At 37.3% G+C, this 19,137-nt stretch carries 11 protein-coding genes; 1 reads left to right on the forward strand and 10 read right to left on the reverse strand.

Annotated features, from left to right (window positions below; translation table 11 throughout):
* Positions 1-328 precede the first annotated feature (328 nt).
* The 10 genes from EK417_RS03575 to EK417_RS03620 form a co-directional block, all read right to left on the reverse strand.
* Entirely contained in the window at positions 329-898 is a 570-nt protein-coding gene (locus EK417_RS03575; protein ID WP_136521357.1) for a hypothetical protein, read from the reverse strand.
* Positions 899-907: 9 nt separating this feature from the next.
* Positions 908-1,441: a hypothetical protein gene (locus tag EK417_RS03580; RefSeq protein ID WP_076594843.1), complete on the reverse strand. Its 534-nt coding sequence runs from the start codon at positions 1,439-1,441 to the stop codon at positions 908-910.
* Positions 1,438-4,191 carry a COG1470 family protein gene (locus tag EK417_RS03585; RefSeq protein WP_136521358.1) on the reverse strand — a complete coding sequence of 918 codons (2,754 nt, stop codon included), beginning with the start codon at positions 4,189-4,191 and terminating at the stop codon, positions 1,438-1,440. Before EK417_RS03585 ends, EK417_RS03580 begins: the two co-directional genes overlap by 4 nt.
* Entirely contained in the window at positions 4,184-4,984 is an 801-nt protein-coding gene (locus EK417_RS03590) for a WxL protein host-binding domain-containing protein (RefSeq protein ID WP_136521359.1), read from the reverse strand. Before EK417_RS03590 ends, EK417_RS03585 begins: the two co-directional genes overlap by 8 nt.
* Positions 4,985-5,088: 104 nt before the next feature.
* A complete protein-coding gene (locus EK417_RS03595; RefSeq protein WP_076594846.1) occupies positions 5,089-5,667 on the reverse strand; it encodes a hypothetical protein in 579 nt (192 codons plus the stop codon).
* Between the two features lie 187 nt (positions 5,668-5,854).
* Positions 5,855-8,200 carry a phosphocholine-specific phospholipase C gene (locus tag EK417_RS03600; protein ID WP_136521360.1) on the reverse strand — a complete coding sequence of 782 codons (2,346 nt, stop codon included), beginning with the start codon at positions 8,198-8,200 and terminating at the stop codon, positions 5,855-5,857.
* Positions 8,201-8,282: 82 nt separating this feature from the next.
* The gene (locus EK417_RS03605) at positions 8,283-9,803 is read right to left on the reverse strand and encodes a SusD/RagB family nutrient-binding outer membrane lipoprotein (protein ID WP_228457882.1); all 1,521 of its coding nucleotides are present in this window, start codon (positions 9,801-9,803) and stop codon (positions 8,283-8,285) included.
* A gap of 20 nt (positions 9,804-9,823) precedes the next feature.
* Entirely contained in the window at positions 9,824-12,982 is a 3,159-nt protein-coding gene (locus EK417_RS03610; RefSeq protein WP_110368097.1) for a SusC/RagA family TonB-linked outer membrane protein, read from the reverse strand.
* 331 nt (positions 12,983-13,313) lie between these two features.
* Positions 13,314-14,918 carry an autotransporter assembly complex protein TamA gene (locus EK417_RS03615; protein ID WP_136521361.1) on the reverse strand — a complete coding sequence of 535 codons (1,605 nt, stop codon included), beginning with the start codon at positions 14,916-14,918 and terminating at the stop codon, positions 13,314-13,316.
* Positions 14,919-15,041: 123 nt separating this feature from the next.
* Complete coding sequence (locus EK417_RS03620) at positions 15,042-15,836, reverse strand: SDR family oxidoreductase (protein WP_136521362.1); 795 nt, start codon at positions 15,834-15,836, stop codon at positions 15,042-15,044.
* Between the two features lie 396 nt (positions 15,837-16,232).
* Here EK417_RS03620 and EK417_RS03625 point away from each other — a divergent pair, with 396 nt between their 5' ends.
* Entirely contained in the window at positions 16,233-19,121 is a 2,889-nt protein-coding gene (locus EK417_RS03625; RefSeq protein WP_136521363.1) for a SusC/RagA family TonB-linked outer membrane protein, read from the forward strand.
* The last annotated feature ends 16 nt before the right edge of the window (positions 19,122-19,137 follow it).

Consider the following 19,137-nt stretch of genomic DNA (forward strand, 5'->3'; position numbering starts at 1 on the left):
ACAAAATATAAGCTTCTAATAAACAAGCCTGGATTCCTGCGGAATGATACAGTAGAAAGAAACGGCGCAAATGAAAAAGAAAAACACCATTGGAATAGCAATAGCACCATTGAAAAAAGAAGTTTATCTAATTCTATTGGCAGAATGATATCCCTCCCTTTTTTAAGCTCATAAATAGATTATCACGAATAAGAAGTACAAAATTTCCTGATAAATATGTCCGCGTAGCTCAAATATACTTTATTTAAACCCAAAAGAAATAAAAAACCACCTCTGTAAAGAAGTGGTTCCATTTACAGCATTTTGATTTTGAATTTACAAAAGACACTTAGTTTGCTGCGATTGTAAAAACTATTTGTGCGCTATACGTTGCCGCAGGAATTGTTACAGATACACCACCTATTTGTAATTGTACATTTATAGCTGAGTAGTCTACACTGTTGTTAACGCCTAATACTCCACCAAATGTAATTGTAGAAAGTGTTACTGCACTGGACTGAGGTATTTCTATATAATTCGCCGTTCCTCCAGAAAATGTAACGGAACAAAGCAAACAAAGCCCGTTGATAGTTGCTGATCCACCACTTCTTTTTGCATAAAGTTTCAGAGAGCTGTTCCAGTTGGTAGGAAGATATTGCATACTGATTTTGGCACCAGAGCTACCAAGAAGATTCAGGAAAGATCCTGGTAAATGACCCGACAATGTGAGTAAGCCAGGATTATCGTAAGTTCCGGTATAGTTGGTTCCCGCTTCAGTGATGGTGGGTGCACTTGCATTCCAGTTAGATCCTGTAATATTTATGGTTTGCCCCTCAAGGTAATTTCCCATTATTAAAGCAATAATGTATAGATGTCTTTTTAAGAACTGTTCTTTGAGAAAAGGACTTTTAATTTTCATTTTTTAATTTTATTCTGTAATGGTGTAGGTGATAACAATAGCTGTATTGGTCTGTGCCTGTAAATTGCCATAAGTACTAGTGGCAAGTGAAATGGTGAGGGCATGGCCGTTATTCGCTCCATTTCCTGTATATGCTCCTCCAATACCACTAATAATCGTAGTTGGAGTGGTTGTAAGGATAACCTGCCCTGCAGATGTTCCCAATGTTCCACCTCCGGCTCCGGAAGCTGCAGCTGCCTGAATTCTTATATTAACACCTGGAATAACTGTATTTACTGATGCTGTAATTCTTCTGGTAAGTCCTCCGGAAGCGATAGCAGATGTATAGTTGATCCACTTTGACGTATTGGGTGCTGGAGCTACCAGAGCATTTCCGGCCTCGGTAGGGCGTGTAAAATTTAAAGTTATGCTTCCTGTAGGTTCAATATCCATTAAAGTTACTTTGGGTAAAGTCAAAGTAACGGTAGTACTTGCAGTCTGGGAATAGGTTGAACTGTATACAGTACAAAATACAATTAATAATATGGAACGGATCAGAATCATTTCTTCTTTTTTATTTCATTATATCCTACTTTCAAGGATTCCTTTTGATATTTGATCTCTATCTGTTGTTTAATAATATTGATGTTTAATTTCTTTGTTTCTGATGGTTGTAAAGTAAACAGAAATTGGTCTGTTGAGATTTTATAGCGTTTATCCAACCCATTACGATAAACTTTTACAATCCAGTCTCCCGGACGTAGATAAGTGAAATCAAAATCTTCTCCGATGTAGCATACCTTACGAAAAGTCTGATCATGGCTGCTAGCTTCTACAATGATACTTTCCCTTTTCTTCTTTCCTTTTAAAGATAATTGTTGCCCGGAATCTGGCTGGTCTTTTTCTCCGGTTTCCAGGAAATTAACCTGGCCCTTAACATTTGCTGCGGTTGTTAATCCGAAATTAAAAGTATGCTCTTTATTCATCAATGAAAGGGAGGCTGGAAAAGTTTGGGTTGGAATATCATTGATTTCTGTGGTGGAACGGTCTATTTCAAGAAAATAATTACCCGGGATAACATTTTTAAACATATAATTTCCATCCTTATCGGTAACGGATAGGTAACTTCCAAGTATTAATCTTATTCCCTCAGTTTTTTTTATACCTAAGTTGCTTACATTTCCAGAGAGTGAAATATAATCGGCAATTTTCTGTACAGGTATGTTAGGCCGCCATGTATAGCGCATAGAGAATATGAAATCTTTATCTCCAATTTCTCCTCTTTGCAATGAATATCTTCCGGAAAGGTCAAGTTCGTTTCCAGGAAATAATTGCTGATGAAAAAGAAGTTCAAACAGATTTCTGTCTTTGAAATATTCCTCAGGCATATAATTGTTCTGATAAAAGATGCTTAAGCTGGTTTTATCAGAAAGCTGACTATAAATTCTTGCTCCGTAGTAAAGGCTTTTCTGATTCTGAAGCTGATATCTTGAGCTTATAGCATAGCTTCCGAAGATGTTAAAAGATGTTTTGAATTTTTGAAATGAAAGGTTGGCAGAATAGAAACTCGAATTTCCACTAAATCCAGTCAGATAATTATCTGTTTTCCCGAATTGTCCATCTACATTTACCTGAAATACTCCTATCTGTTGATTAATACTCACTTTGAAATAACGTTCATAATAATCAAACTGTTTAGGTTCTAAACGATCTTTATAGGTTTGATACCCGTTATTAAGAATAATGAAACCACTAGGCAGATATTTGTACTGTACTCCATATTGAAAATACTTTCTGTAGGGGGCTGCCAGTAACAGGGTATCTCTCTGGAAGTTTTTGGCATCCTGCATGTAATTGGCAAATATGCTGATCTTTTTGGTGATATTGTAATAAATATTACCGTTAAAGGTATTTGTATTGGTAAAATATCCTGCAAAATCAGGACTGGCTCTCATGTACATCAGACTTCCGTTCAATTTTTTTAAAATGGCTTCTGCCTGTAATAAATAAGCTGTTCCATTTGTTTTTTGTGTTGTACTGTATGCCAGTTCCCCGGAAAGATTAATATTTTTTGAAACTTTAAATTTCCCTTTAGCATAAGGCAGATGAGCATCTGAGTCAAGTTTTACATCTCCAGATCGGATTTCTTCTTTCCTAGGAGTTTTGTAAAGATATCCTACAGATACTTCAGATTCTTTTCGGATTTTAAACGCTGAAAAAATATTAAATTCATCTTTAATATCTCGGAAGAATCTGGGATGATTATAGAAGCCGCCTAAGCTTACTTTATTAAAATCATATCGGATTTCTGCCCCGCGTCCATATCTTGCAAATTCTGTAAGATAAGAAGAAGAGTAGGTTTTATCGCCAAGGTGAAGAAAAAACTTATCCCGTTTATAATTCACAAAATATTCCTCATATTGGGTGAATGTATTAAGCTCTACCGGATTGTGAGTGACAGCCCTAAATTCAATCTGATTCTTATTGTCTTTATCAAGTGTTCCTTTTCCGTAAATTTCACCTTGAAAACCATCATTATAAACGCCCATATTCTGCATTCCAATGAAAGATAAAGAGAAAGCAACAGGCAGTCTGTGATAAATATCGTTTTCAGAGGGTTTTACTGATATCACCTGAGTGGTTGCATAGACATCCTGAGTTTCTTTGGGATTATTCCTCGGATGTACCGAAAGATTTAGGTTCTGAAATTCATTCTGAGCAAGTTCAGAACTTGTTACTTTGTGAATCGTAATGATTTTGGATTCATTGGGTGCAAGAACAAGAGATGATTCATTATCAATAACAGCATTTTTACTTTCAATAACGATACTTTCCGTTATATTACCATTGTTTTTTAAAAGAAAAGATGCACGGACCGTTTCTCCAGCTCTTACAAATTCAGGTATATTTAAAACCGTAACCATAAGCTTTCTGCTTCCGGAAACTACAATTTTTGAACTTTGTGTAAAAGCTGTTCCATTATTACGGTCTGTAATGTTCAGAGTGACAGAATAAATACCCTGTCCTGTTTCAGTACCGATCCGTAAAGGAACCAGATATACCGATGTTTCATAAGGCAGAATCTGAAATTCTCCCTTTGCTAAAATAGGATTTATTGAAGAACTTGAAGTGACAACTGAAATATCATATATTTTGGTTTCCGTCGAATTATTTTCTAAAGTGAAGGGAATAGAAGTAGACATTCCCGGCATTAAACTATCTTTTTTACTGACCAATCTGTCGGATTGCTCTTGGGAAAAAATAAATACCGGGAATATTGATATGATAATAAATAAAGTCCAAGTTCTAATCATTTTTTACTTCTAATTCCACATTGAGTGCAAAAGCATTCTCTTCTTCATCCGTCGCTATGATAGTTGCTTTGTATTTGTCAGGGGGTAATCTACTGATATCAATGTAAAATGTCTTGGAGGTATCTGGCAAAAGTCCCATCGTTAAACTTGAATAAGTTCCCATCTTTTCACCCGTTTTCCGGTTATAGATTTCAATAGAAGCTGTCGGTTTACAGTAAAGATTACCATGATTGGCTATTGCTATCTTTGCTGTCTGCTTTCCCTCCTGTTTTTCCACTTTTACATTTTCAAACTTAAGGTCCGGTTGGCCCTTTTCTGCTTCAACATCTGTAATGACCTGAATGGCATATCGTATAACAGAAGTGATGCTCACTCCCGGTTTATTGTCGCTGGGTTTTATCTCTTCTACCGGTTCTACAATGATCACACTCCAATAGCTTCCCGGATCCATTGCCTGATTGGGAACTGTTATTTCATAAAATATCTCAGTCTTTTCCTTACCTTTAAGAGTAACAAGATTGGTATTGAGCTTTAGCCATTCTCCATTACTGCGTTTATTGGTACGTAATGCTGTATAATTGATGGTTCCGTCTGCATGGTAGGTATAATCCTGTAAAAATATTTTTACACTTTGAGGGATGCTGCCTGTGTTTTCAATAGCAACTTTTCCTTTATACACCTTTCCGTTTTCTATTTTGTAAGAATGCGTAAGCCCGTTGAGAATCACAATACCGGCATGTAAAAGGCTGAACTGCAAAATCAGGGTGATCAAAATAAGGATACGCTTTATCATGATGTAAAGTTTGAAGTTAAATCATTAATAATACAAAGCCAGGAAGAAACTGAATAACAGCTTCTTCTTGTTTTTGAAAGGCAAAATTGAATTTTAGTTAAATTCTAATTGTCTGATATCGTATAGGTAACGGTGGCAGCAACCGTAGCTGTAGCTTGTAAATCGGCATAAGCTGCTACTCCTCCAGGACCACTTCCTGCAGCAAGAGCGTAGGTAAGATTGTGTCCGTTATTGGCTCCGTTACCGGTATAAGCACTTCCGATTCCGGAAATAATAGTCTGGTCGGCTGCACTTAATGTCAGAAGGCCTGCAGATGTTCCCAGTGTTCCTGCTCCGGATCCGGTAGCAGCAGCAGCAGTTACGTTAAGATCTACTCCAGGAATAATGGCATTCATTTTTACACTTACATTACGTGTAGGGTCTGCAACAGATTTAATAGAAGAATAGTTAAGCCATAAAGTAGTGTTGGCTGCATCCGGAATAATAGGACTTCCTGCTTCAGTAGGAGCCGTGAATCCAAGAGTGATGTTTTTTGTCGCTGCCGGTTCAATATCTACCAATGCAACTTCGGGAATAGAAATGGTAACCGTATGGTTGTCTGTATTGATGTCCTGTGCGCTCAGATTCCCGGATAGAGCAAACGCAAATAAAGACGCTGCAATAGTCAAATTTAATTTTTTCATGATGGTGATAATTAGTAGAGTGAATATAACGAAATTCGGAATACATTGAATAAAATATATAATAATTTTTATATTAATAAGTATTTACATTGCGTAATGTATTTTAATTGAAATATTCTTTAACAGGATAAGTCAAAAAAAACCTATACAAATTTGTACAGGTTTTTATCAATATTAAAAGAATTTTTTACGCCCAATGCGGATCAGAAACAGAAGCTTTTCCGGTCTCAATACGTCCGGCAAAGTGCCACAGATGCTCGTTTGACGAGATTTTCAAATCATACCACCCTTTAAATTTATCAAGATCGATAATTATTTTTTCTTCTGATTTTTCTACAGGAATTGTTTTTTTATTTTTTGTGTACAAATTTTCCAGGCTGATGGAGAAATTTTTCTTTTTGTTACTTCTTACAGTCAGCTCAACCTGGTTTTTTGCTGTTATATTTTCTAAAATTATCTCTATTTCCGGAGAAATACTTCCCTGAAATTTCCTGAAAAAGCCATTGGGACCGAAAATTTCATAGTCATAGGCTCCGGAATGCACAGCATGGGATAAATTTTGTCTGGAATATAAGGCATATGAAAAATGATAATTATTACTGTTAAACTGAGTCCTGTCATAAACAAGCAAAGGGACTCCATTTTCTTTCAGATTAGTCATTTTTATATGATCGCCTTCCAAATTGACATGGAAATGATAAGGCAGCGGGTTGGATGGCTTCAGCCCTCTTTCCTGAATGTCAAGCAAACTATCATTAAGTTGATCTTCAGAATACCATTTCAGATCAGGAACTGGTTTATTTTTAGCTGCATTGATGGTTTTAGCGTAATCCTTCTGATTCAGATAATCCATTTTCGGAACTTTCACGCTGGAAGAATTGAAAGCTGATGTAAGATCCCCACATACCGCCCTTCTCCAGTCACTGATATTATCAACATGTACATTCTTTTTGAATTTCTTCATAATGAATTTCTCCAGAAACTGCAGCACAGAAGTATGATCCGATACTTCGGAATTGACAAAACCTCCTTTGGTCCATGGTGAAGCAATGATCATAGGAACTCTATAGCCTAAACCAACAGTTCCTTCCACTTTTTCATAGCTTTTTAAAGAAGGATTGCTCATGTATTCCTGAGACTGATCTACATATTCCACTCCTTCTTTTCCATTCATGTCAACGGGCTGGTTTGGATTCACCGGTGGTGCGAAAGGCAGCACATGATCAAAATATCCATCGTTTTCATCGTAATTGATGATGAATATGGTTTTTTTCCATGTTTCAGGATCTTTGGTAAGAATATTTAAAACCTCAGAAATATACCAGGCTCCGTACCAAGGCGATCCTGGATGATCTGAGAAATGTTCAGGAGCCACAAGCCAGGAAACCAATGGAAGCTTTTTCTCTTCCACATCTTTTCGGAACTGAAAAAGTACATCTCCTTCAGGAACAACCAGTCTTTCTCCGTTTTCATCCTTTCCGATTTCAAGTTTCCAGTAATCCGGATCGTGGGAATTGGTTGTAAATGCTTTTTCGTGAAGGTTTTTTTCTTCCTTTGAAAGCCTGGAATAATTATCAGGATGGTATTTCACCTGATCTTCCTGTACTTCCGCCAGCATAGCCTCCAGCCTTTGTTTCTGACCAGGATTTTTTTCAATTTCCCCTTTCAGATAGGTAATGATATTAGGAATATTCTGATGGTATCCTTTTGAAAACTTAACGTTGAATTTTGAAAACCACTCAATCGGGTTATCTGTAAAATTGCTTAACCAGGCTTCCTGTTCGCCGGACATTCCCTTTGGAAGACTGATCTCGTTCTGATAAATTCTCCACGAAACATTTTGCTGCTCTAAAATCTCCGGGAAGCTTTTCCATTTTGCCTGTTTTGCCTTGTCATAATCAATGTTTTCATTAACAACATTGGCCTTTACTTTTCCGTTTTGCTGTTCTCTCAAAGTTCCGGACCAAAGGAATAATCTGTTGGGAGTAGTTCCGGTAAGTGAAGAGCAGAAATACTGATCGAATATGGTAAATGCATCTGCCAGCTGATAATAAAACGGAAGGTCTTCACGGTTGTAATATCCTAAGGTAAGCGGAATATTCTTGTAATCTTTATTTCCTGAGGCTTTCGCCTGAAGCCATTGGTCAAATTTTCCTTTGTTCAATGCTTTTTGCTGATCAGCCCATGAATGTGGAAGTGAGCTCATCCAGGTAGATTTTGTATTTCTTAAATCCAGTCGGGCAGGAGAAGCATATTTCCCTTCGTCATTTTTTTGAAAGAAAACAGAATGTCCATCCTGTTTTACAAAAGCTCTTTTATCCAAAAAGCCTCTTACTCCTTTAAGGGCCCCGAAAGCGTGATCAAATGAACGGTTCTCCTGCATCAGGATGACAACATGTTCTGCATCATAAAACGTAGACTGCGCAGCAGGATCAATGGCTAAAGCTTTTAAAATAGAAGGATGCAGAACATTTGAAGTTCCTAATCCAGCTAATAAAAGACTTGATTTCTCTAAAAATTCTCTTCTGTTCATGTTCAATCGTAATAAGAAAGAAACCGCAAGTTAATAGGATTTTCCTGCGATTTCTTTGTTTTATATAAAAATAATCATGTTTTTATTGCAGCCACCAGGGTTTGGAATTGATATTATCATTCCCTCCATACTGAGCGGCTAATGCAGCCTTTAAATTATTGCTGTTGTAATTATACTCAGACTGCGGATATCTGAATCTGAAAGGTGCTGCAACTCCTGCTTTTAAAGGATAGTTAGGATAACCTGTTCTTAAATAGTCATAATATGAAGTCCACTGTGCCTGATGGAACATGGTCATGTATTTTTGGGTCATGATCTTCTCCAGCTGTGTTTGTAGTGGATCAGCATTATTATAAACCACTAAAGGAGTTGCCAGATATTGATTCACATCAAAGCCTGAGAAATATTGTCCCGGATTTTTTACATAGGTCTGATAAAAACTGAAACTCGCTTTGATTGCGTTGTCATAATGTGTTTTTGCAGATCCGGAAATCCAGCCTCTTGCCGCAGCTTCGGCCAGAATAAACTCAAGTTCTGAATAACTCAATACAGAAGCAGGCTCATTGGTAGGATCTTTATAAAAACGGTCGTTTACTTTAGAGATATTTTTTGCTGTGATCAAAGCAGCATTATCAGAATAAGGTGACGTAGGATTTCCTCCGTTATAAGCTGTATAATCTGTGATCGCTTTTCCGGCTTCTTTTGCTCCGGTAGTTTGTGCCGCAAATGTAAACAAACGCGGATCATGTCTGTCTTTAAACATATTAATGAAATAATCTGCCATGTACAAACCCGAACCATATCCGCTATTATTAAACATGGTGTATCTGCTGTCAGCAGCATCAGCAAACTTAAGTTCACCATTATCTGCAATGGAGGTCATTATAGACTGGCTTCCTGCAATTGAAGCAAATTCTGCAGCAATATTATAACTTCCTACTGTAGTTTTCTTAGATAAAGTGATCAGTATTTTCAGGCGGAATGAATTGATCAGTTTTTTCCACTTTAAAGCATCTCCGTTGTAGACAATATCTCCTTCAATTTTATCGTTGGTATTAATAAGATCATTGGCTTCTTTGAGTTCTGATAAAATCCCGGCCATGATCGCTTCCTGAGTATCATATTTGGGTTGTGTAATCCCGGATTCACCCTTTGCCGCTTCAGAATACGGAGCACTTCCAACTTTCAAACTGATGTTGAAGAAATGATAGGCTCTAAGAAATTTTCCGATAGCCAGATAATTTTTGTTTCCTCTTTTCTCTGCTTCCTGCATCATTTTCCCTGTATTCAGAAGTCCTTTTGTGTAAACTTCAAAGGATAAATCATTCCATTTCATATACTGATAAGAATTTTCGCCATCAGTACCAATCATCATTCTTGAAGCGTACATATTATCTCCATCCACTTTGAAGGTGTATTGTGAAACATAGGTCAGAAGATTTTTGGGATCAATACTGGCCTGGTCATTCGGGTTTTCATTAATTGTATCAAGGTTGGATTCACATGATGCTAACGTCAGAAGCCCGGCTGCAAATATAGATTTCATCATCCATAATGCTGTTTTACCTTTTTGCCTTTTCACTTTGTTTATAGTATTTTTCATTTTCTAGACGTACTTTTTAGTTAAAACTTAAGATTAAAACCTATTCCAAACCATCTGCTGGAAGGATCCTGAATATCATTGCTTACATCACCTTCTCTTCCTGTTTTGATCTGGAAATCAGGATCGGAGTAAAGATTCTTTGATTTTTTCCACATGGCTAAATTATAGGCAGAAATATTGGCAGTGAAGCCTTTTACCATTCCTTTCGGATTCAGTAATGACGAGAAATCATATTCCAGAACAACAGATCTCAACTTAACGAAGGTTCTGTCGAAAACGTTGGCAAATTCTTCACTCTCATCCTGCGTTACTCTTGCACGGTAGGGATAATTTTGTGCCCAGTCCTGATAGCTGATTGCTTTTGTGTGTGGTGTATAAAGCCCGGTTGCGGGATTGTAGTTAACTCCATCCGGTACAAAATAATACGTTCCCGGATTCGCATACTCAAGATCCCTGTATGCTACAGAATTAGGATGTTTTCCTCCCCACCACATTTTTTCCACCACCTGAGACCTCATCACCCCACCGATGCTTCCGTCAATTCCGATGTTTAAAGTAAACTTTTTATATTTAAAAGTGTTGTTGAAACCGAAAGTCCAGTCTGGGTTGAAGTGTCCCAGGTTACTTGGGGTATTAGCTCTTGTCGGCATTCCTGTATTAGCATCAAGAATAACTTTTCCATCCGGAGATTTTTGCCATGTATAGTCATAATAGCTGTCCATTCTTTCTCCCAACTTAATGTTGTTGTAGTTCGGCATATTATCATAAATGGAAGTCAGCTTTTGCTCATAAGTACTCCAGTTGATCAATGTTTTCCAACTGAAATCAGCAGTTTTTACCGGAACTAAACCAAGGGAAACTTCAAATCCTTTCGTAGTATATTCATTTCCGTTTACATATTGTGAGGTGAAGCCTGATGATTCAGCAGCCGGGAACTGAAGGATATTATTATAATCTAATGTTCTGAAATACGTGGCATCGAAAGTAATTCTGTTATTAAGGAAACCGGCACTTAATCCTAATTCATAAGATTTTGTCTGCTCAGGTTTCAGCATATTTTCAACATTCAGCGTTGTTGGAAAATAATAAGTAGGATTTCCATTGAATGTGATTCCCCCATTGTTCAGGTAATAATTTCTTATGGAATAGGGCTGGAAGTCATACGCTACTTTGGCCCATGATGCGGAAAGTTTCAGCATATTGACAGACTCCGGTAATTTTACCAGGTTTGAAATAACGGCACTGATGGAAGCAGAAGGGTAGAAGTAAGATCTGTTGGCCTTAGGCAGTGTAGAAGACCAGTCGTTACGTCCGGAAATATTGATGAAGAAAGCATTGTATAATCCGATATCAATGGTTGAATAAGCACTGTAAATTAACTTTTCCTTCAAATACATATAATTTTTAAGCGCTCCGATAGAGTTTTCAAAAGTGTACACTTCAGGAATTTTCAATCCGTCCGTAGATCTTTCATTTTTGTTGTTTTTATAGTAAAAAGCTGAACCTCCGGCGTTGATGGTGAAATCAAAGTTTTCAGATATTTTTTTCTTGTAAGTCGCCAGGACATCGTAGTTAAGGTTCCATGTTTTATTATCTTTCAAAATATAACCTCCGCTTCTCGGTGCACTATAATTGAAGTAAGAATAAGGACTCAATATTTCTGTTTTGCTGTGGTTTTCCACTAAAGATATTTTCCCTTTTACCGAAAGATCCTGCGTAGCTTTATACTCTAAACCTGTCTGTGCATTGATAATATTGGTTCTGTTCTGATTCTTGTAATACTCAGCTCCGAACCATGGGTTGTTGTACCATGCATAGTTCCAGTTGGCCTGTGCTCTTCCTTCCTTTCCGGGAATCCACATATGATTTTTCAATGCTTTTCCGTCCACATCACCTCCCATCCAGATAAGGATGGTGTACATATGTCCGCTTGGGTTGTAATCGTAGTTCGGAATGTTAGGCGTAAAGGCCTGGTTGAAGTTGAATTTTGTGTCAAAGATTAATTTCTCACCAAGATGATTTTCAGAAGAAAAGTTGATTCCGTATTTCTGAAGATAAGAGTTTGGAACTCTGTCATCATAATTCATGAAATTTCCGGAGAATCTGTATACGTCTTTGTTATTTCTATAGCTGATCGCAAAATTATTATTGTTGATGACAGCGGGCTTTAAGAATGTATTTAAGTTATCATGGTATTTCCAGTCGATCGGAACTCTTTCATACCTTGATTTATCATCATACTGAGTTCCTGTCACAGCTCCATACCACGGAACAACCTGTCCTGTTACTTTATCTCTGATTGGACTGTTCCATTGGGCAATCTGTAAGCCGGGAACGAATTTTGGCCCCCAGATCATATCCCCATCGTTGACTCCGCCATCAGCTCCGTCCCAGAATTCATATTTGCCATGAGAGCCGTTTCCGTATTCAGTCTGGGTTTTCGGAAGATTGGTAAAACCACCAGTGATCATGGTATTCTGAGAAAATTCTACAGAAAAACCTTTCTTCTTAGCATTTTTTGTTGTGATCAAAACAGCTCCGTAACGTCCTCTTGAACCATAGAGAGCAGAAGCGGTAGCTCCTTTCAGCACGTTGATGTTTTCAATATTGTTAGGGTCCAAATTCTGGAAAACCTCTTTTTCAACAATCACACCGTCAATCACAAAAACGAGATTGGAATTTCCTCTCAAAGTAAACTGCGGAGCCTGCTGCATTCCTGTAGGATTGGAAACATTCAGCCCAGCAACCTGTCCTGAGAATAAATTCCCGATACTTGGCGTAGTAATGGTTTCAAACTGTTTCGTTCCCACTTCCTGAGTGGCATAACCAATCTTTTCTTTCTTCTTGGCAATACCTAATGCGGTAATAACAACGCCTTCAATCTGCTTTTCGTTTTGCTTTTTTAAGACAACAGAATACTGTTTTTTGGAAGAAACCTCAACGGTATAAACAGAAAAATCAGGAGCAAAAAATTCAAGAATATCTTTTGGGTTTGCAGAAATGGTGAAATTACCATTTTCATCTGTAGTAGCAGTCTTTCCTGTGTTTTTGTCGGTGATGTTCACACCGGAAACACTAGAACCGTTTTCAGATTTTACATTTCCGGAGATAGTAATTTCCTGAGCGGAAAAATAAAGGGGAAGTAAAAAAACGGCAAAAGTGGCTAGAGTTTTCTTCATTTTTTTGAAGGCAAATTTAGCAGAGTACTGTTACCTGTTCTTTAATGATGTATTAAAATAAGAATACGATTTAATATTTTTTAACATTAAAAATTAATAAATAAGTAAAATGGGAAATATTCTTTGTATAGAGACTTTTGCTTTATTTTATAGATATTAATATAAGGAGGGATGCTGGGAGAGGGAAGATGGAAGTTATTTTGGTGTTGCCAACTTCTTGAAGCCCTCAGTAATAGATTTTTGATGAGAAACTTTTCTATAAAAACAACAGGATAGTAAAACTGTGACTTCGATAGCTTCCAGCCTCCAGCTTCCCTCTTCCTTTCTATTTTTAAAACCTACTCAGAATTCCCCAGTGGATTTTAATATCATTAAACTTAAAAGGATTTCCAAACTCATTTCCGTTAGACAGCTGAAAGCTCATCAATCCGATAGGAATGAAGAAATTAAAACCAAGCCCCACACTATAGAGTTTGGGTTTTACATTCAAAGATTTATTATTGAGCTGGCCATATTGTCCAAAGACGTCAAAGAAGGCCTGATTCCCGATAAGGTACCGGTATTCCAGACTTCCATAATAGAAGAAATCGGCAGCAAGAGAGTTTTCATTAAATCCCCGCATGGAATTCCAGCCTCCGAAACGGTATAATTCATTGGCCGAGAATGCTATTTTAGAATCCATCATGGCACCTTCCGCTTTGATGTTCAGAAAGTGGTTTCCCGAAATATGATAATTGTGTTCTCCGAAAAAATAGAACTGATTTTGGTTGGCTTTGATATTATCTTTTGAGTAAGTGGTTGTCAAAAAGTCATATCCGGCATTGATCCTTGTTTTATAAAGGAAAAGGTCAATGTCAGTAGGTTCTACCATTTCAAACCATATCCCTATTCCTTTTTTGTTATAGTCTTTTCCCTGGGTGTAGAGTTCATCTATAATTGTTGAAGTTTCCAAAGTTCCTCTAAGACCTATTTTATTTCGGTTGTTGATATGGTAATAAAAAGCAGGCAGGAATTTTACGTTGGCAAACGTTGAGTCCTGTCTGTAGATATTTACTTTTGTATCCATTCCGACGTTTGATTTGAACAGGTAAGGAATATCTACCCGAAGATCAAAAGTCTGCCCTTTATCCGGGTTTCTCTGCCAGTATAAATTGACGGTTTCAAAACCATTGAACATATTCCTGAAATTGACATTCATCGTTCCGTTTAAGGTAAACTTGGAGGTTTTATCATTTCCAAAACCAATCACCCCATCAAACGTATTGGTCTTTTTCTTTTCCAGAAAGAGGTAAATACTGGTGGAGTCTTTTGTGAATAAAGTTTGTGGCTGCCGTTCGAGGATCAGAAAAGGATGGCTCTGAAAGGTTTTGTTGATGGCTAAAAGGTTTTTGTCATCATAGTTTTTACCTTTGAACTCCTTTTCCATATTTTTGATGAACCTTTTGGGAACTTTTTCGTATCCCTTTACTACAAATCCGTTGATTGTTCTTTTATCATTTTTGTTGATGTCGAGTTCTACAATGGGATAGCCGTTTTTCTGCCCTTTGTATTTAGATTTGATTCTGCTGAAAGAATAGCCTTCATCAATATAAGTTTTGTTGATATTCTTCTTGGTGGAGTCTAGATTTTTAGTGAAAAAATCCTTCTGGATCTTTAATTTCTGAACAAGAGAATCCGTAAGGTTGACATATGTTTCATTGAAATTCCTGCCTTTATCGTAGAAAATTTCAGTGCTGTCGCCTTTTACTTTAACATCTTTCAGTTGGGTGAAGAAATAATTATTTTGGGCTAATGAATCCAGAAACTTTACTGCGGAAGTGGAATCTTTTACCTTTTTTCTGACTTTGGTTTCCGTATCAATCAGCCAATAATGCTTCTTCTGCGCTTGTGTAAAAACGCAGAACAGTACAAAAAATATTTTTAAAAGTAATTTCAATTTATTCTTCTGAATATGAAGGGGAATCTCTATAAAAATACAAAAGATTCTTCACTGCATTTCTGAACTATGTTCGCAGACTTTCCGTCAGTGTTCAGAATGACAATGCGCCTTATCAATCAACTAATTTTTATCCAGTTTATTATACTTCTTCATCAAATTTTCATAAGTTCCCTGCGGAAGAATCCATTTCAAAGGAACTCCGATTTTCTGCCCGAATTTACCAAAATAATAATGCGCTTTCCATTTATTTTTTGCTAAAAGTTTTTCAATGTATTCTGCGACTTCCAAAGGCTCTGTTCCGTCATTTACGTGAGAATTCATCAGCGCATATACTTTGTCAAAAACATTTTTGTAGGGCTGGGAAACCTGTGCAATCACTCTGTTGTCTGCAATATTGGTTTTAATATCTCCCAGGTGTAGAGAACATACATCAATATTCCATGGGTATACTTCATATCTCATTGCCTCTGTTACTTTATCCAGAGCAGATTTTGAAGCCGAATAAAATCCGCGGAAAGGCAGACCCATTTCACTTCCGATACTGGAAATATTAATGATTTTTCCGAATTGATGGTTGCGCATGTTCGGAAGAACGGCACTCATCATCTGTACAGGCCCGGCAAGATTCAGGCTGAAAAGCTTCAGAATATCTTCTTTCGTAGAATCTTCCACTGCACCTACCATTCCCATTCCGGCATTGTTGATCAGAACATCAATTTTGGGTTCTGTTTTTAAAACCTCAGCTACAGCATTTTGAACTGCAGTATTGTCTGTCACATCAGTAGGGATAGATTTGAAATACTGACTTTCCGTATGCTTTCGGCTTAGTCCATATACTTTATGTCCTTTTTTACCAAAATATTCTGCCAATGCAAACCCGATTCCTGATGAGGTTCCTGTTATAATGATGGTCATTGAATTTGTATGATTTTTAATGTTTTAATTTCTCTTCTGATACCAATGAGACATTTTTAAAGGTCTGTGTTCAAAAGTAAAATCTATTTTCAGCAAATGTAAAAAAAGAAAAATGAACTCAGTTATTTATTATTCCTGAAATAATTTTAATGATTTCTTGATCTATTGTCCCGATTTGATAATAAAATTAAGACAAACTTAATCTCAATCCTGCATGTAATATTTGAGGAATGATTACTTTTAATTACATATGTTTCTGAAAAACAGGCGTTTAATTTTGTTTTGTGGTAGATGGTACCTGAAAAAATCTAAAATTTCTTAATAAAAACATAAGAAAACCTTAATGAGGCATGGAAGCAGACTGATCTAATTTTGCACCTAATCAAAAAGGAGATCATGAATGTATTTAAAATCCCTTTATCCGTAACGTATTTAACGGGAAGGGTATTACTTATTGGTGCAATATCGGCTTCACCGGTGTTCCTCGCTCAGAAAAAAGACAGCTTAAAAGAAAAATCCATCGACGAGATTGTTGTTATCGGCTATGGAACACAGAAAAAAAGTAAAGTTTCCGGAGCCGTTTCGGAGGCTTCGCTGGATAAGCTAACCTCCAGATCTTTATCCGGAGTAGGAGAAGTTCTTCAGGGGAAAGCTCCCGGAGTAACTGTAGTGAACGAAGGTGGAGATCCCAACGGAGCACCTAAGGTCAATATTCGTGGTCTGGGAGGAATCAATGGAGAAACACCTTTGTATGTGGTGGATGGAGTGGTTTTCAACGGAACACCATCTATCAATCCAAATGATATTCAGGATATTTCTGTACTGAAAGATGCTTCTGCAGCCATTTATGGAGCAAGATCTTCCGGTGGGGTTATTCTTATTACCACTAAGAAAGGCAAAAAAGGAAACCTTACCGTAGATTTTGATGTTAAATATGGAGTAAACCAGGCTTGGAGATTGAAAGAATCCCTGAATGCGGCAGAATTTCAGGACGTGATGTACAAAGCCTACGAAAATGCAGGGAAATTGGGAAGTTTACCGATGGCTTTTAATCCTAATCAATATCCGGACGGAAGAATTACCAGAACAGACTGGATGAAAGAAATTTTCAGAACAGGAACCATTCAGGAATATAATGTGAACCTGAGCGGAGGAAGTGAAAAATCCAGATATTTTGTGGGTATGAACCACAGAAACCTTGAAGGAATCTTACTCAATACTCAGGCAAAACGATACAATTTCAGAGTCAATTCTGAACATAAAGTAAAAGACTGGCTGACCATCGGAGAAAATATGTATTATAATTACTCAGACGGCAATACAGCTGATACCAAAAGTGGATATACAGGTGCTTTGGTGGCGGCTATGTACTATCCGCCCAATGTTCCGGTATATACACCCAGCGGTGCTTTTTCAGGGTTGCCGATTGATGTGGCAGGTGGCTATGGAGATATGATTAACCCGGTAGCTTATCTTAAAAGGATCAGCATCAGAAATCCTACCCACGAGATTTTAATTAATCCTTATGCTGAAATTACACTGGCAAAAAATTTAAAATTCCGTTCCAATTTTTCACAGACTTTTAAATTGGGTACTGTAAAAAACTTTACCTACAGAGTTTTGGAAGTCGGGAAAATTTTTGATACCAATAATTTAGAATACCAGTCCAATAATTCATCTACAGCACTTGCAGAGCAGTTGTTGACTTATAAAATTTCAGCGGGACAGCATAATTTTGATTTCCTTGGAGGTTTTACATTCCAGAAAACAATTGATGATGGGTTTGTGGCAAAATCGTATGACTTCAGAAGTGAAGCTGAGGTTTTCCAACACCTTCAGAATGCTGCAGATACCAATAAAGATGTTTCCAGTTACAGATTCAAACAGTCTTTGGTTTCTTATCTGGCGAGAGTAAACTACGATTATGCGGGGAAGTATATTGTAAGTTTATTGGGAAGACGTGATGGTTCTTCACTCGTAGCAAAACAAAACAGATTTGCGAATTACTATGCGGTTTCCGGTGCATGGGTAGTTTCGAAAGAAAATTTCATGCAGGATATTTCTTGGCTTTCCAGTCTGAAATTAAGAGGAAGTTATGGTATTCTGGGTAACCTTGGAGGGATTTCACCACAGGCTGTAAATCCTTTGATGACCAGAGACAATAATATTATTTTCGGTCAGGATCCTTCTCAGAATATTGCGTATTATGCTACCACACGTCCGAACCCGGATCTGAAATGGGGAAAATCTGAGCAGACCAACTTTGGAGTGGATGCTTCATTCCTTCACAACCGTCTTTCTTTACAGTTCGATTATTTTGTGAAGAATTCTAAAGATCAGATCTTCAATGTAAGCTTACCCAGTACGGCAACGTATAATAATCAGTATGTGAATGCAGGATTATTTCAGGATAAGGGATACGAATTAGGGATCAATTACAACAAAATAGTTTCCGATGACTTTACTTTCTCAGTGGGAGCTACGATGAGTCAACTTAAAAATACGGTGAAGCAGCTTGCCAATGTAGATGAGATCTTTATCAATGACAATGGAGTAAGAGGCGTATTGAAACCAACCCGCGTAAAAGTAGGTGATCCTCTGTATTCTTTCTATGGTTATAAGACAGGAGGAATTTTCCAGAGTCAGGAAGAAATCAACAATTATAAAGATGCCAACGGAAATCTTATCCAGCCCAATGCCAAGCCGGGAGATATCAAATTCCTCAAAAAAGAAGGAGATACCGGAGTGCTTAATAATAATGACTTTGTCAATCTTGGAAGTCCATACCCTAAGTTCTCCTATGGCTTTTCATACAACATGACCTGGAAAAACTTTGATCTGAATCTATTCTTCCAGGGCGTTTACGGAAATAAAATATTTAACGGAATGAAGTTTATTTCTTTGAATCCGGGCGGAACGGGACAAAACTATAATATGGACAGAGATATCCTGAATGCATGGACACCTCAGAATACCAATACTGATATTCCAAGACTGGTACACGGCGACCCAAGCGGAAACTATTCCAAAGTATCAGATTTCTATGTGGAAGACGGATCTTATTTAAGACTGAAGAACCTTACCATCGGGTATTCATTACCAAAAGAATTGTACAGAAAGCTGGATGTAAACAAAGTGAGAATTTATATGACCTCCAACAACCTGTTTACCATAACGAAATATACAGGATTTGATCCTGAAGTAGGAATGAACTCTTATGGAGTTGATACCGGAAGATATCCTCAGGCACGCTCATTCATCTTTGGAATAGAGGTCGGATTATAATTTTTAACCAACAAAA

It is taken from the genome of Chryseobacterium candidae, assembly GCF_004916905.1.
GTDB classification, from domain to species: domain Bacteria; phylum Bacteroidota; class Bacteroidia; order Flavobacteriales; family Weeksellaceae; genus Chryseobacterium; species Chryseobacterium candidae.

What these genes read in the sequence shown, in the direction of transcription:
- EK417_RS03575 (WP_136521357.1), bottom strand. Translation starts at nt 898, where the DNA reads ATGAAAATTAAAAGTCCTTTTCTCAAAGAACAGTTCTTAAAAAGACAT.
- EK417_RS03580 (WP_076594843.1), bottom strand. Translation starts at nt 1,441, where the DNA reads ATGATTCTGATCCGTTCCATATTATTAATTGTATTTTGTACTGTATAC.
- EK417_RS03585 (WP_136521358.1), bottom strand. Translation starts at nt 4,191, where the DNA reads ATGATTAGAACTTGGACTTTATTTATTATCATATCAATATTCCCGGTA.
- EK417_RS03590 (WP_136521359.1), bottom strand. Translation starts at nt 4,984, where the DNA reads ATGATAAAGCGTATCCTTATTTTGATCACCCTGATTTTGCAGTTCAGC.
- EK417_RS03595 (WP_076594846.1), bottom strand. Translation starts at nt 5,667, where the DNA reads ATGAAAAAATTAAATTTGACTATTGCAGCGTCTTTATTTGCGTTTGCT.
- EK417_RS03600 (WP_136521360.1), bottom strand. Translation starts at nt 8,200, where the DNA reads ATGAACAGAAGAGAATTTTTAGAGAAATCAAGTCTTTTATTAGCTGGA.
- EK417_RS03605 (WP_228457882.1), bottom strand. Translation starts at nt 9,803, where the DNA reads ATGAAAAATACTATAAACAAAGTGAAAAGGCAAAAAGGTAAAACAGCA.
- EK417_RS03610 (WP_110368097.1), bottom strand. Translation starts at nt 12,982, where the DNA reads ATGAAGAAAACTCTAGCCACTTTTGCCGTTTTTTTACTTCCCCTTTAT.
- EK417_RS03620 (WP_136521362.1), bottom strand. Translation starts at nt 15,836, where the DNA reads ATGACCATCATTATAACAGGAACCTCATCAGGAATCGGGTTTGCATTG.
- EK417_RS03625 (WP_136521363.1), top strand. Translation starts at nt 16,233, where the DNA reads ATGAATGTATTTAAAATCCCTTTATCCGTAACGTATTTAACGGGAAGG.